This window comes from Paenibacillus marchantiae, from assembly GCF_028771845.1.
In the GTDB taxonomy this organism is placed as follows: domain Bacteria; phylum Bacillota; class Bacilli; order Paenibacillales; family Paenibacillaceae; genus Paenibacillus; species Paenibacillus marchantiae.
The window spans coordinates 5708023-5723064 of the sequence record NZ_CP118270.1 but is presented as its reverse complement, the minus strand read 5'-3'; the positions used below and the strand labels follow the sequence as shown (position 1 = coordinate 5723064).

At 47.8% G+C, this 15042-nt stretch carries 10 protein-coding genes and 1 other annotated feature; of the genes, 9 read left to right on the top strand and 1 reads right to left on the bottom strand.

All coding sequences use genetic code 11. The features are described from left to right. Positions 1–55 precede the first annotated feature (55 nt). The 6 genes from PTQ21_RS25725 to PTQ21_RS25700 all read left to right on the top strand — a co-directional run bounded on the left by PTQ21_RS25725 (position 56) and on the right by PTQ21_RS25700 (position 10646). Positions 56–583 (top strand): redoxin domain-containing protein, encoded by a 528-nt coding sequence (locus PTQ21_RS25725; RefSeq protein ID WP_063568320.1) that lies wholly within the window; start codon positions 56–58, stop codon positions 581–583. Between the two features lie 14 nt (positions 584–597). Continuing rightward, positions 598–2271 carry a cytochrome c biogenesis protein ResB gene (resB, locus tag PTQ21_RS25720; RefSeq protein ID WP_274567616.1) on the top strand — a complete coding sequence of 558 codons (1674 nt, stop codon included), beginning with the start codon at positions 598–600 and terminating at the stop codon, positions 2269–2271. After that, positions 2268–3530: a cytochrome c biogenesis protein CcsA gene (gene ccsA / locus PTQ21_RS25715; RefSeq protein ID WP_063568322.1), complete on the top strand. Its 1263-nt coding sequence runs from the start codon at positions 2268–2270 to the stop codon at positions 3528–3530. The genes resB and ccsA overlap by 4 nt, the downstream gene beginning before the upstream one ends. 143 nt (positions 3531–3673) lie before the next feature. Next, a complete protein-coding gene (locus tag PTQ21_RS25710; RefSeq protein WP_017687664.1) occupies positions 3674–4390 on the top strand; it encodes a response regulator transcription factor in 717 nt (238 codons plus the stop codon). Then, positions 4359–5843: an ATP-binding protein gene (locus PTQ21_RS25705; RefSeq protein ID WP_274567610.1), complete on the top strand. Its 1485-nt coding sequence runs from the start codon at positions 4359–4361 to the stop codon at positions 5841–5843. Before PTQ21_RS25710 ends, PTQ21_RS25705 begins: the two co-directional genes overlap by 32 nt. A 195-nt stretch (positions 5844–6038) precedes the next feature. After that, a complete protein-coding gene (locus PTQ21_RS25700) occupies positions 6039–10646 on the top strand; it encodes a BclA C-terminal domain-containing protein (protein WP_274567607.1) in 4608 nt (1535 codons plus the stop codon). 101 nt (positions 10647–10747) lie between these two features. Here the strand turns inward: PTQ21_RS25700 and serA are convergent, their stop codons facing one another. Next, positions 10748–12343, bottom strand: a complete 1596-nt coding sequence (serA, locus tag PTQ21_RS25695; RefSeq protein WP_064636824.1) for a phosphoglycerate dehydrogenase — start codon at positions 12341–12343, stop codon at positions 10748–10750. A 201-nt stretch (positions 12344–12544) separates the two neighbouring features. Further along, positions 12545–12775, bottom strand: a binding site (T-box leader). Positions 12776–13121: 346 nt separating this feature from the next. Here serA and PTQ21_RS25690 point away from each other — a divergent pair. Genes PTQ21_RS25690 through PTQ21_RS25680 form a run of 3 tightly spaced genes read left to right on the top strand, consistent with a single transcriptional unit; the run spans position 13122 to position 14979 of the window. After that, complete coding sequence (locus PTQ21_RS25690; protein ID WP_064636826.1) at positions 13122–13715, top strand: CPBP family intramembrane glutamic endopeptidase; 594 nt, start codon at positions 13122–13124, stop codon at positions 13713–13715. Beyond that, positions 13712–14167, top strand: a complete 456-nt coding sequence (locus PTQ21_RS25685; protein WP_063566744.1) for a hypothetical protein — start codon at positions 13712–13714, stop codon at positions 14165–14167. The genes PTQ21_RS25690 and PTQ21_RS25685 overlap by 4 nt, the downstream gene beginning before the upstream one ends. Further along, positions 14155–14979 carry a metallophosphoesterase gene (locus tag PTQ21_RS25680; RefSeq protein ID WP_090807405.1) on the top strand — a complete coding sequence of 275 codons (825 nt, stop codon included), beginning with the start codon at positions 14155–14157 and terminating at the stop codon, positions 14977–14979. The genes PTQ21_RS25685 and PTQ21_RS25680 overlap by 13 nt, the downstream gene beginning before the upstream one ends. The last annotated feature ends 63 nt before the right edge of the window (positions 14980–15042 follow it).

The following is a 15042-nucleotide window of genomic DNA, read 5'->3' as shown; positions in this document are numbered from 1 at the left end:
GGGGAGCGTTTAAATTTAAATTATGCAAAAAGCTGACTTAAAAGGGGAGCAGCACATGGGGAAATCAAGAAGAGCGGTGCAAATCGTCATTTTGTTATTGATCCTGGTGTTGGGCGGATATGCGATTACTACATCGGTATCCGGCTCGAATGGCAAGCCAAAAGAAGGAGACAAAGCTCCTTCTTTTGAACTGCTGGGCCTGGATGGACAAGTTCATACGTCTGAGGAATACAAAGGCAAAGCCATGGTAATCAACTTCTGGGGAACATGGTGTGAGCCTTGTGTCAAAGAGATGCCTGCGCTACAAGCGCAAGCGGACAAATGGAAGGACCAGGGTGTGCAATTTGTTGGTATCAATGTTGGGGAAGACCAGATGACCGTGGAAAATTTTGTTCGACAGGTGGGCGTTACGTTTCCGATTATGCTCGACCGTGACAAAAACTCGATCCGGGATTTTGGCATTTCGCCGATGCCAACGACATTTTTTGTCTCCGACACGGGTAAAATCTCCACCATTCATATCGGTCAACTTGATTTGGACACACTTGACGCTCAAATTTCACAACTGGCGAAACAGCCCTGACAGGAGGTCTAGTCGTGTTCCAAAATACGAAATGTGAGTGCGGACACCAGAATCCGGTGGGCACTGTGCTGTGTGAAGCCTGTGGCAAGCCGCTGCTGGAGGCCGAGGTCAAATCGGATGAAGTATTGGAAATGCGTTATGATGGCATGGCGCGTCGTTCGCAGCGTACCAATCCCAAAATCATTGACCGCATATGGAACTTTTTCTCATCGGTCAAAATTGCTGTTTACATGATTGTGTTTACACTTGTAGGTTCCATGCTGGGCACAATCTATCCACAAGAAAGTACATTTCTGAATATTGATCCATCCGTATATTACAAGGACACATACGGTCAGTTGGGTCATATCTATTATCTGCTGGGTCTGTCCCATACATACGAATCCTGGTGGTTTATTTTGTTACTGGTACTGATCGGCGCTTCATTGGTCATATGCAGTCTAGACCGGGTACTTCCACTATATAAAGCGCTGAATAAACAGAAAATACGCAAACACATGCAGTTTCTTACACGCCAGCGACTGGTGTATCAAGGTTCCATAGCTGAGGCATCAGAAGACTGGATTAAGAAAGCGGTTACGCCGCTTAAAAAGAAAGGTTATCGCGTGCATACCGAGGGTACTGCATTGCTGGCTGAGAAACATCGATTCAGTCGCTGGGGGCCATATGTTATCCATATCGGATTGATTATCTTCCTGCTCGCAGTACTTGCTCGAGGACTTCCCGGGCTGAATCTGGATGAGCATGTTGCTTTTCCCCAAGGGGAAATCAAAAAAATACCGAATACCTCCATGTATTTGAAGAATGAACAGTTTAATGTTGAATTTTACAATGAAGATGAGGTTCCAGAACAGTTCCGTAATTTGAACAAAACCGTTCCAAAACTATTTGAAACCAAAGTGGTATTGTACGAATGTACGGCAGATTGCTCGGATCCTTCGAAAAAACCTCAATTGACCGAGGTGGACCGACATGATGTTCGAGTGAACCATCCACTGAATTACCACGGATTAAAAGCATATCAATTTGATTATGATCTGACACCAACGATTCGTTCGGTAACGCCTGATTTGGTCAATGCCCAGACGGGTGAGAAGTATGGAGCAATCCAAATTGCTATGGTGGATACGCAGCGAACGTTTGAAGCTGGACCCTATAGTCTGAGTGTTAAAGAAAAATATATGGATTTTGGGCTGGATGAAAATGGAGAGCCCAAATCAAAGTCCCCTTCACCTAATGCGCCTGCCTTTCTATTTAACATCAAGGGACCCGATTTACCTGCAGAGGGCATGCAGTACTTGTATTTTGCGAAGCAGATCGATAAACAGCGTTTTCAACAGGACGCAATTAACAAACAGCTGAATGGAGGAGAAATTCCTTTGCAGCTAGAGGTCGATAGCATGGATAAGGTGGACATCATTCAGTCCGTGAGTTACCTCAATATCCGTATTGATAAGGCCATGCCTTTCGTATGGGTTGGGGCAGGCATCGTTATGTTGGGTCTGGTTATGGGCTTTTACTGGCACCACCGACGTATTTGGATTCGGATTGATGATGGACAACTCACCCTAGGTGGCCATACGAACAAAAACTGGTTTGGATTTAGGCGCGAGGTTGCAGCTGTGTTAAAACATATGAATGTGGAAGTGGATGAGAAGTCGTTGGATAACGGGGGGAACCAAACATGAGTTTATTGGATTTCAGCAGCGACGCATTTATCGTATCTTTTTTTCTATATTGTGCTGCATTTATGTTATATGGCGTTGCCGTCATGGGAAAGAAATGGAGTAATCGTGACCCGCAAGCTCATGTAGAACGATGGGGGAAACGAGCCTTTATTGCATCAACTGTTGCACTAGCTGCACATCTCATCTTCTTTGGTACACGCTGGGCTGGAGCAGGCCATATACCAGTAAGTAATATGTATGAGTTTATGAGTTTTCTTTCCATGATGATTATGGTGGCATTTATTGTAGTTTACGCCATCTATCGCAAATCGTTGCTGGGACTGTTTGCATTGCCACTAACCATCATTATTATGGCATATGCAGCCGTATTTCCTCAGGAAGTACAGCCGCTGATCCCTGCTTTACAATCGATATGGCTCAAGATCCACGTGACGTTGGCAGCTCTTGGCGAGGCATTCTTTGCCGTAGGCTTTGCGGCGGGATTCATGTACTTGTTACGCACAGTCGATTTCAGTGGCAAGGATAAGTCATCCAGACGCCAGCGCGGGTGGGTTGAGTTTACATTAATCACTATCGTCGTTGTCGTTGGGTTTATCGGGTCGGTATTTGCTTTCCGTGCATCCGGATATGAGGCGGTTTTTGTTCAGAAAATCGCTAGCATTGACACAGAGGTACAGGAAAATAGTACAATAGAGAAAGTGATTTATCGCATGCCTCCTATTTTTGCGCCTTATAATAGCGAAGTGGAGAGCATAAAACCGTTTCTTGGCATGAAGGAACCATTGCTTGAGACACCTTCCTGGATGAACGGAGTTAATGCTGGACGTAAACTGAATACGGTAGTCTGGTCTTTGATTGTAGGGTTGATCTTATATGGACTTATTCGTTTAATTGTAAGAAGACCGCTTGGACAAGCTCTGCAACCGATGCTGGATGGCATTGATGCCGATGATCTCGATGAGATTAGTTATCGGGCAATTGCTATCGGATTTCCTATATTTACATTGGGAGCATTAATTTTCGCTATGATCTGGGCCCAGATTGCCTGGAGCCGCTTCTGGGGATGGGACCCCAAAGAGGTGTGGGCTTTGATAACATGGTTATATTATAGTGTGTACCTGCATTTGCGTTTGTCCAGAGGCTGGCAGGGCCGCAAGTCTGCATGGCTTGCAGTACTTGGGTTTTTGGTCGTTATGTTTACGCTCGTTGGTGTGAATTTGATCATTGCCGGGTTACATTCTTACGCAGGGGCAGACTAGGATAGGTAGTTTCGTAAAGTTCCCGAGAGAAATCCATGAAACACATACGTGAGCCCCTACGTCCAATGGGGCATTCAAATATTGTTCGCCAGATCGAACATAATAGAAGTGATGAGGAGTTATTGCAAAGGGGCTGGAGTGGAATGGCTGAACATGAGAACCGTATACTCGTCGTGGATGACGAGGAAAGAATCCGACGGCTTTTGAAAATGTATCTCGAAAAAGAAGGTTATGAAATCGATGAAGCAGAGGATGGGGAAACTGCGTTGCGAAAAGCAACTGCAGGTGACTATGGTCTGATTTTGCTTGATGTGATGTTGCCGGGCATGGACGGCGTTGAAGTATGTACCCGTTTGCGTCAGGTAAAATCAACTCCGGTTTTGATGCTTACTGCAAAAGGCGAAGAAATTAACCGCGTTCAGGGCTTTGAAGTCGGAGCAGATGACTATGTCGTTAAACCGTTCAGTCCACGTGAAGTGATTTACCGAGTGAAAGCGATTCTGCGTCGTTCTTCTGCGACAGCGTATCTGTCCAAGGAGAGTAATTCAAGCAACAATATCGTATTTCCTCATTTGGTCATCGAACATGATGCTCACCGCGTAACCGCGGGTGGGGAAGAGATCAGTCTAACACCGAAAGAATATGAACTGTTGCATTATCTCGCGACATCTCCAGATAAAGTTTTCTCCAGAGAAGAGCTGCTGAAGGATGTATGGAACTATGAATTCTTTGGTGATCTTCGTACTGTGGATACGCATGTGAAGCGTCTTCGCGAGAAGTTAAACAAGGTTTCGCCAGAATCAGCGGCGATGATTACGACGGTGTGGGGTGTGGGTTATAAACTGGAAGTACCGAAGTAGTTTTAGTTTCTGGAGATCGCTGGTCGGGAAGTTATGGATTACGATTATTTGCCTTGTGGGCTGTGTACTCATAGCATTGGGTCTTTTTTTGCTGCCGTATATTGATACGAATTTTGCGGAGTCTGAGTCGAGAGATATCAAACGTTTGTTCACGTATGTTTGTATTATCGGTTTCAGCTTGACGACCTTTTTTGCGCTGTTTCTTTTCACGAAAATTACGCAGCCGATGCAGCAGTTAATTCAGGCAGCCAATGCGATTCGGAAAGGAAATTACGGTACGCGTCTCTCCCTTGTAACTAGTGATGAGATTGGGGAATTAGGTAATACATTTAACCATATGGCTGCACAGCTGGAAGATAACATTCGCAACCTTAACCATGAAAAAGAACATCTGGCGAGCGTGCTCCGAAGCATGACCGATGCCGTAGTGACATTCGATGGTGAGGGGAAAGTTATTTTAACAAACCCACCTGGAGAGAAAATCATGCAGGCTTGGTGTGATTTGGACTGGGCACAAATGGGCGAGGGACAGGATTCGGAGAATGCTGTGAGTTCTTCACGAGAGGTGCCGGAACCACTCGTTCCTTTATTCAAAATGGTGATGGAACAAGGTGGCGATCAGAACTCTAACGTTCATGTGCAGCAGGGTGTCTGGTCTGTTCAGATGGCGCCTTTGTATGCAGATAGTGTCGTACGGGGGGCTGTTGCTGTGCTTCGTGACGTAACGGAGGAAGTACGACTTGAGAAGATGCGCCGTGATTTTGTCGCCAACGTATCTCATGAAATACGTACTCCGCTATCCATGATGCAAGGGTATAGTGAAGCTCTTTTGGATGGAATGGCGGCTTCTCCAGAAGAAAGTGAAGAATTAATTCAAGTGATTCATGATGAGTCTTTACGTATGGGCAGGTTGGTTAAAGATCTGCTTGATCTTGCGCGAATGGAAGCGGGTCATACGGATATGGCTGTGAAGGAAGTGGATCTGGTTGAACTATTGGAGCGTGTATATAGAAAGTTCTCGGTACGTTCCAAAGAACAGGATATCCATCTTCGGTTTGAATGCAAACAGACTTCGATTGAACTTCACCAGGCTGACGAGGATCGGCTTGAACAGGTATTTACAAATTTGCTGGATAATGCGTTTCGGCATACTCCCTCAGGCAAAAATGTTGTCATATCGGCAGAGCTGTTAACCGATATCCGGACACCTGTAGCTAAAGTGACTGTAAAAGATGAAGGTGTAGGCATTCCGTCTTCCGATCTGCCATTCATCTTTGAACGATTCTACAAAGCAGATAAGGCTCGTGTTCGAGGTGAAAGTGTCGGTACAGGACTGGGGCTCGCAATTGTAAAAAATATTGTGGATGCCCATCACGGTACCATTATCGTTAATAGTGTACTTGGTGAAGGAACAGAGTTTATTTTACAATTTCCCGTGGATTCTTCGAAATAGCCCGATTTCATACAAAAAGTGCGAAAGCACCCTCATGCTGAGGGTGCTTTTTTGTTGAACAGTACCGTTTAATCTTGTTCAACGTGGAACAGTATGTTCACTTTTTTTGCATCAAAAAATGTGTCCAAGATAATTTTGCCTCTTATGATACATAAGCTTGAAAAGCGAAGAAGTTAAAGGAGGAGTGGATTAGGCATGTCTGATGAAAGAAAAAGGGTGAATATTAAAGCTTTCATAGAAGGAAGATCGTTTCGAGCGGGATCACCGTTTATTCCAATAACATCGAGTGAAGTGGAGCAGTTTGAGTCCATTTTGAAAGCATTGGCAGTGACTATTCCTGCAGCTGTTAGTCAGCCTACAGCGTCTAATATTCTCGCATTGCAAAACAGTTTACGGAGTTTGCTCACCTTTGTTAATACCTCTGGTTTTCGAGCTGGGGTGAAAGCTGAGTTACAATCCGTTCTGGAATTAACCATAGCAGGTTCTGAAGTTGTACCTGTAGCCGTTATCAATCTGGCTGGCAACTTGCAAAACTTGCTTGATGATTTATTAAGTGTAACGTTGCTTCTGGAAGTTCCGCCTGCGGAAAAAGATAAATTGGTCGGTTTGATCCGCTCCATATCCGTATCATTGACTCGTGCTACCAGTTCATTTGGAACATCGGGAACTCCAGGTCCTCCAGGTCCCCCGGGAGTTCCAGGGGTTCCGGGTGTTCCCGGAGTGCCAGGTCCAGCCGGGCCAGGAGGCTCAGTAGGACCAGTAGGTCCGGTAGGTCCTCTAGGTCCTCTAGGACCCCAAGGCGTACCAGGTCCGCAGGGGGCTCCTGGAGTTGGATTGAATGATATTTCCGTTTTTGATCCAGCTCAGGCACCTGGCTATGTGCAAGGTGAAGTGGTTTCGTATAACGGCAGTCTTTATGTTGTTAACGTGAATGGTCCTACCGGAGTACCGGGAAGTTCTCCAGACTACACGTTGTTTTTGTCAGGCGGAACGACTGGAGCAACAGGGGCAGGCTTAACAGGCTCTATTCCATTCGATCCGGCGCTCGCACCAGGTTATCCGGCAGGACAAATTGTAACGTTTGGCGGTAGTACCTATATTACTAATGTGGCATCGCCAACGGGAACACCGGGTAGTTCACCGGATTATACTTTGCTGGCATCGGCCGGAGCTACTGGGGCTACTGGGACAACAGGAGTGGGACTCGGTGGTTCTGTTCCGTTTGATCCCGCAGTAGCACCTACGTATCCAGCGGGTCAGGTCGTAACATTTGACGGCAGCACTTATATTACAAATGTGGCATCGCCAACGGGAACTCCCGGTACTTCACCGGACTATACACTCTTGGCAGGTGCAGGACCTACTGGGGTTACGGGAGCCACAGGAGTAGGTTTAAGTGGAATATTAGCGTTTGATCCAGCGGTAGCACCAACCTATCCAGCGGGTCAAATAGTGACATTTGACGGTAGTACCTATATTACTAATGTAGCTTCACCAACTGGAACCCCAGGTACATCACCAGACTACACATTGCTTGCTGGCGCAGGAGCCACCGGAGCAACCGGAGCAACAGGCGTGGGCTTGAATGGAGCAGTTCCGTTTAACCCAGCAGTGGCACCAACATACCCGGCCGGTCAAGTTGTAACTTTTGATGGCAGCACCTATATTACAAATGTGGCATCACCAACGGGAACGCCAGGTACATCCCCTGACTATACATTGATTGCAGGCGCAGGCCCTACAGGGCCAACGGGTGTAACGGGAGCAACTGGAGTAGGTTTGAGTGGGATTGTACCGTTCGATCCGGCGGTAGCACCAACGTATCCAGCGGGTCAAGTGGTGACGTTTGACGGCAGTACGTACATTGCTAATGTCGCGTCGCCAACGGGAACGCCGGGAACTTCACCAGACTACACCTTGCTTGCAGGTGCAGGTGCTACAGGTGCAACCGGAGCAACAGGTGTGGGTTTGAATGGAGCAGTTCCGTTTGACCCAGCAGTTGCCCCAACGTATCCGGCAGGACAGGTCGTGACATTTAACGGCAGTACGTATATTACAAATGTGGCATCGCCAACGGGAACGCCAGGAACTTCCCCGGACTATACATTAATTGCAGGTGCAGGCTCTACAGGGCCAACGGGTGTAACAGGAGCAACTGGAGTAGGTTTGAGTGGGATTGTACCGTTTGATCCGGCGGTAGCACCAACGTATCCAGCGGGTCAAGTGTTGACGTTTGATGGCAGCACGTATATTGCAAATGTGGCATCACCAACAGGCACTCCAGGAACGTCCCCGGATTACACATTGTTGGCTGGCGCGGGAGCCACGGGTGCGACAGGGGCAACCGGAGTTGGTGTAACGGGCGCAACGGGAGATACCGGTGCAACGGGAGCCACAGGCGCAGGCTTGACGGGTGTTGTTCCATTCGATCCAGCAGTAGCGCCAACGTATCCAGCCGGTCAGGTGGTGACGTTTGACGGCAGTACGTATATTGCAAATGTGGCATCGCCAACAGGAACACCAGGAACGTCCCCGGATTATACGTTGTTGGCTGGCGCGGGGGCCACGGGTGCGACAGGGGCAACCGGAGTTGGTGTAACTGGAAGTAACGGAGCCACCGGAGACACAGGAGTTACCGGCGTCACTGGAGATACAGGAGTTACCGGTGCCACGGGTGTCAGTGTAACGGGAAGTACAGGAGCAACGGGGGATACGGGTGTAACCGGAGCCACCGGCGTTACCGGCGATACAGGAGCAGCGGGTGTAACTGGAGCCACGGGTGTCAGTGTAACGGGAAGTACCGGAGCGACAGGCGATACGGGAGTAACGGGTGTCACTGGGGTTACTGGCGATACAGGAGCAGCGGGTGTAACTGGAGCCACGGGTGTCAGTGTAACGGGAAGTACTGGAGCGACAGGCGATACGGGTGTAACGGGTGTCACTGGGGTTACTGGCGATACAGGAGCAGCGGGTGTAACTGGAGCCACGGGTGTCAGTGTAACGGGAAGTACCGGAGCGACAGGCGATACGGGAGTAACGGGTGTCACTGGGGTTACTGGCGATACAGGAGCAGCGGGTGTAACTGGAGCCACGGGTGTCAGTGTAACGGGAAGTACCGGAGCGACAGGCGATACGGGTGTAACGGGTGTCACTGGCGTTACCGGCGATACAGGAGCAGCGGGTGTAACTGGAGCCACGGGTGTCAGTGTAACGGGAAGTACAGGAGCAACGGGGGATACGGGTGTAACCGGAGCCACCGGCGTTACCGGCGATACAGGAGCAGCGGGTGTAACTGGAGCCACGGGTGTCAGTGTAACGGGAAGTACCGGAGCGACAGGCGATACGGGTGTAACGGGTGTCACTGGGGTTACCGGCGATACAGGAGCAGCGGGTGTAACTGGAGCCACGGGTGTCAGTGTAACGGGAAGTACTGGAGCGACAGGCGATACGGGTGTAACGGGTGTCACTGGGGTTACCGGCGATACAGGAGCAGCGGGTGTAACTGGAGCCACGGGTGTCAGTGTAACGGGAAGTACAGGAGCGACAGGCGATACGGGTGCAACGGGTGTCACTGGGGTTACCGGCGATACAGGAGCAGCGGGTGTAACTGGAGCCACGGGTGTCAGTGTAACGGGAAGTACAGGAGCGACAGGCGATACGGGTGCAACGGGTGTCACTGGGGTTACCGGCGATACAGGAGCAGCGGGTGTAACTGGAGCCACGGGTGTCAGTGTAACGGGAAGTACCGGAGCGACAGGTGATACGGGTGTAACGGGAGTCACTGGGGTTACCGGCGTCACCGGTGCCACGGGTGTTAGTGTCACTGGTGCAACAGGGGCCACCGGAGTAACGGGATTAACGGGTGCAACCGGAATAACTGGAAGCACCGGGGTTACAGGAATAACAGGTGCCACAGGAGTCGGTCTCACTGGAGTAACGGGTGCAACAGGAATCGGAGTCACTGGTGCAACAGGGTCCACCGGAATAACGGGAGTCACCGGAGCGACGGGATTAACAGGTGCCACAGGAGTCGGTGTCACTGGATCAACAGGAGCTACCGGAATCACGGGTGCAACGGGCGTTGCAATTGGAATCACCGGAGCCACGGGTGTGACGGGAATTACAGGGACTACGGGAGCAAGCGGAACAACTGGGGTTACCGGGGCAACAGGGGTTAGTGTAACCGGAGGTACGGGCGCAACTGGAGTTACTGGAGCAAGCGGGGCAACAGGAGCTACCGGAGCAACAGGAGCCAGTGTAACTGGAAGCACAGGATCGACAGGAGTTACTGGAGCTACTGGAGCAACGGGTGCCACTGGAGTGAGCGTCACAGGAGCAACAGGCGTGACAGGAGTCACCGGGGGTACAGGTGCAACGGGTGCAACCGGAGCCACAGGAACTTCTGTAACATCTAACTCGGCTTACGGTGAGAACACAAGTGGAACCATCGTTGTTATTTTGGGTGGAACACTAATTCCACTGCCGAATAACCAAAATATTGGCACTGGCATAACCATTAATGGAACGAATGACACCTTCACTCTTGCCAATGCAGGGCGTTACTATATCTCTTACAAAATAAATCTTACAGCTGCACTTGCTATTCAATCCCGTATTTTACTTAACGGAACAGCAATTCCGGCGAGTGTAGTTTCACCATTACTTTCCCTCAGTCAGTTGCAGTCTGACTTTATTGTGACGGTAACTGCTGGATCAACAATCCAGTTCCAATTATTTGGGCTTGTTGGTACAGCTGTCCTCTCTCCACCAGGCGCTACATTAAACATTATTCAATTAGCTTAATGCATGAATTACGCTAGTCAAAAGGAATTTTGAGTTTATAAAAAGAGACGAACCTGATAAAGGTTCGCCTCTTTTTGTCTTATAATTGATTAGTCCGTCAATTAATTCAATACAATTTCAACGGCTGTATTGATTTCCTGAAGAGCTGCAAGCTGTACAAGCACATCTTTTGGAACTTCCTTATCTACAGTCAGAATCATGATAGCTGCCCCACCAATGATTTTACGTCCGACCTGCATGGAGGCGATGTTAACTTCGTTCTCTCCAAGCAAAGTTCCAACACGTCCGATAATACCCGGTTTATCATTATGCGAAATCAGAATTTGGTGACTTTCTGGAGCGATATCCACTGGGAATTTGTCCAGACGCACGATCCGCTCTCCATAACCTGCAAGCAGTGTGCCCGCAACACGACGCTCCTCGGCATCCTGAGTCGTCACGAGTGTGACGGTAATCAGATTTGTAAATCCTTTAGTGGCCGATGTTTGGCTAACCACTACGTTGAGATCCCGCACTTTAGCTAAATGCATGGAGTTGACAATATTGGCTTCTCCGCCTAAATGTCTTGCCAGAATACCTTTTACAATGTAGCGAGTCAAAGGAGAAGTATCCACTTCCGACAGATCTCCAGCGTAGTCGATCCGAATTTCCTGAACCGCATTTTGAGTGATCTGAGCTGCAAAGCTACCCAGTGTTTCACCCAGTTTAAAGTACGGCTGCAGTTTGTTCATTACAGTTGGGGCTACTGCAGGCATGTTAACTGCGTTTTTGAACGGTTCATTGCGCAGAATATGCAGGACTTGCTCGGATACGTCGATCGCTACATTTTCTTGTGCTTCTACTGTCGATGCACCAAGATGAGGCGTCACAATAATGCTAGGATGATTCAGGAATGGGTGATCAGCAGCCGGTGGTTCGCTCTCGAATACGTCGAATGCTGCACCAGCAACAATACCTTCATCAATTGCTTCTACAAGTGCCATTTCATCAACGACTCCGCCACGGGCACAGTTGATAATACGCATACCTTTTTTCATCACTTCAAATTGTGGGCGGGAAATCATATGGCGTGTCTCAGGTGTTAATGGTGTGTGAACGGTCATGAAGTCGGCATTACGAATGATGTCATCCACACTAGCCAGCTTAACCTGAAGTTTCTCTGCGCGATCTTGAGTGAGGAACGGGTCATAAGCTAGAATATCCATTCCGAATGCTTTGGCACGTTTAGCTACTTCGCTACCGATCCGTCCCATACCGAGCACACCCAGCGTTTTATTTCTTAACTCCACACCCAGGAAGGTTTTACGATCCCAAGTACCTTGAATGGTTTTGGCATATGCCTGAGGAATATGTCGTGCCAGTGCCATCATCATGGCAAATGTATGCTCACATGTCGTAATCGTGTTACCGTCAGGGGCGTTAATAACAATGATACCGCGTTGGGTAGCAGCTTCCAAATCAATGTTATCTACACCTACGCCAGCACGTCCGATGACTTTAAGGTTTGTACCTGCTGTCATAATACGATCCGTTACACGGGTCTGACTTCGAACTAGAAGGGCATCATAATTGCCGATAATTGCAACAAGCTCATCTTCGCTAAGACCTGTTTTCTTCTCAACTACAACATCATTTGCATCCACCAGTTGCTGGATTCCCAGATCACTAATGGGGTCCGACACTAACACTTTGTACATGGTTTCTTCCTCCTTAGGTATGTGTATCTATATCGTCAAGGTCTCACCTCACGAAAGAGGCATTCCTTAAAACCATTGAAACTCTTCCTTCCAACAACGCGGTGTCGCAGCAGAGGAGGAGGGTGTAGCAAATAGGGCGATTTCCACGTCTGTACTCTAAAAATAAATCAAAAAACTCTCAATCCACATACTGCTTGCGCAATAAGGGACGAGAGTTGTCGTGGTACCACCCTAATTCACCGCCGTTTCGCAACGACAGTCTTAGCGGTCAATGAAGACCGAAGAGGATAACGGGTCTAAACCGATTGCACCTACTCCAATTTCAATGCAATAACTCAGGAGCGCTCAAGATCATCTGCCTGCCACCGATTTACACCATCCATCGGCTCTCTGTAAGACAAAGCAACGTCTTTTTTCCATCATCGTGTTTAACGTGACTAATTTTTTCATAATGTATCATGGCTGACATGAGCATGTCAATAGGCTTAAATGTTTTAATTCGATTTACTAATGTGATTTTCTTCAGTGGAGGAGAAGGCGTATAGATATAAAAAATTGACTTCCTTGATCGCTCGAAATAGCTCGATTACAAGCTGTTTTGTGAATCGGATTTTAACACATTAATGAACTAATTCAATGGATATGGCTTCGCTGAAAAACCGGGACTTGGGGCAGGCCTTGAACCTATTTGGTTTTTTGGCTATCATTTAGTATACTATCCGATTGGACAACGAATTTGTTATCCATCAAATATAAGTCAAGAGGACAGACACAGGCGATGAAAAAATTAAAGTTTCCCAAGTTCAAGATTCAGAAGGCTGAACCACAGCAACTTACCGAGCGTTTGCTTCTGATCAATCTATACTTTACACAAGGGTTAACTTTGATCATTGGGGTTGTATGGATTTTATTGCAGAAGAGAAATCTTTTTGATGTACTTGCTTGGCCTGATAGTTACCAGTTTATTTGGTGGGGGCTTGGTCTTGCTGGCATTATGCTTGTTATGGACTTGGTTCTTTCTTATGTTATTCCTCAAGAAAGCATGGATGATGGCGGCATTAACGAGATGCTGTTCCGCAAGCGTCCAATCTGGCACATTGTATGCATAGCAGCCATCGTTGCTGTTTGTGAAGAATTGCTATTTCGTGGAGCCATACAACATGCGTTAGGTCCTTACTGGACAAGTATTTTATTTGCGGTTATCCATATACGCTATTTGCGGCATTGGATTCCAACTGGTTGGGTATTTGTTTCGAGCTATGGATTGGGTTGGATTTATATGCAATCCGGCACATTATGGGCGCCTATACTATGTCATTTTATTATTGATTTGGTGTCTGGATTAGCGATACGTTTTCGGAGGGGATCATGAATCAGCAATTAAGTAGAATGAAGACATACGGCAGTCAGCGCCATCGTCACTCGGATAAGACAGAGACATCTGAGCGGCCTGAAGCTTCTCAAGTAAATCTGGTTGTTGAACCAGCTGCTGCCTCAGAGGTGGGAGGACTCACACCCATTACCTCGGTCTCCATACCAAGATCACAACGCAAGTCTTATACATCATCGCTGGAAAGTCCGGTTCTTCCCCGGCGGGCACCAGCACGTGCCAACAAAGCAGAAAAGCCATCAGAAGAAGAATCCGTTTCCGAAGCGGGAACACTTCCTACGCGGACTGAGCTTCATCCATCTCGCCGTTTACGTCTCAGTAAGCGATTTGTTAACTCGCTCATATTTATATTTGTTTTGCTCACAATTAGTCTGGTTTGGTGGGGGATAAAAGGAGCGCCTTCTTTGGATACTTTCCTTCCATGGCCATGGTAATACTGGCATGGTTCGTTGCCGTTATTTTGGCCGGGATTGCCTTGCTGGTTCATATGTGGCGTGAGGCGCATCTTCATCACATCGTTTCAGAAGAGGTTGAAGTTCCGAATTTGCCCTCTTCTTTTGATGGCAGCAAAATCCTGTATTTATCTGATATCCATAAACGCAAGCTGAAAAAGAATGATCTGGAACATCTTCGCAATCAGGTGGACTGGGTTATTATTGGGGGAGATGTGGCGGAAAAAGGAATTTCATGGCCCATTGTCAGACATAATATGAGCTTGTTGTCTTATATTGCCCCTGTTTTTACAGTCTATGGGAACCATGATAAAAGAGCAGGAACTGTGCATCTCGAACGTATATTCCGAGATACGGGCGTTCAACTCTTACAGGATTCTACCACTTACCTTCGTAAAGGCAGAAGCAAACTGTGTCTGGTCGGAGTTGATTATCGTTCACAGCGAGGGGATTCGCTGCTTGCAGAATTGGACTCCAAAGAATGCAAGATTGCCATCGTGCACGATCCCCTAGAGGCTCTTCACTTGAATGGACCTGTTGATCTGATATTGAGTGGTCACACTCACGGTGGACAATTAGTATTTCCGGTCTTTGGCCCCGTCTTTCTTAACAAAGCGTACCGCTCTGTGTCTAGCGGGTGGTTCTCTTTGAAAAAGGATGGTAATGATACCGAGCAAGAAGGTAAAATGCTGGTTAGCAAAGGATACGGAACAAATCATTTGCCGTTCAGACTTTGTTGTCCCGCAGAAATGCATATCATTACTTTGCGAATGCTCTCAAACAAACAGCCTTGATCCGCATAGGACCAAGGCTGTTTGTTATAACTTTGTAAGTTCCTTCATGTCAATTCCAACTCA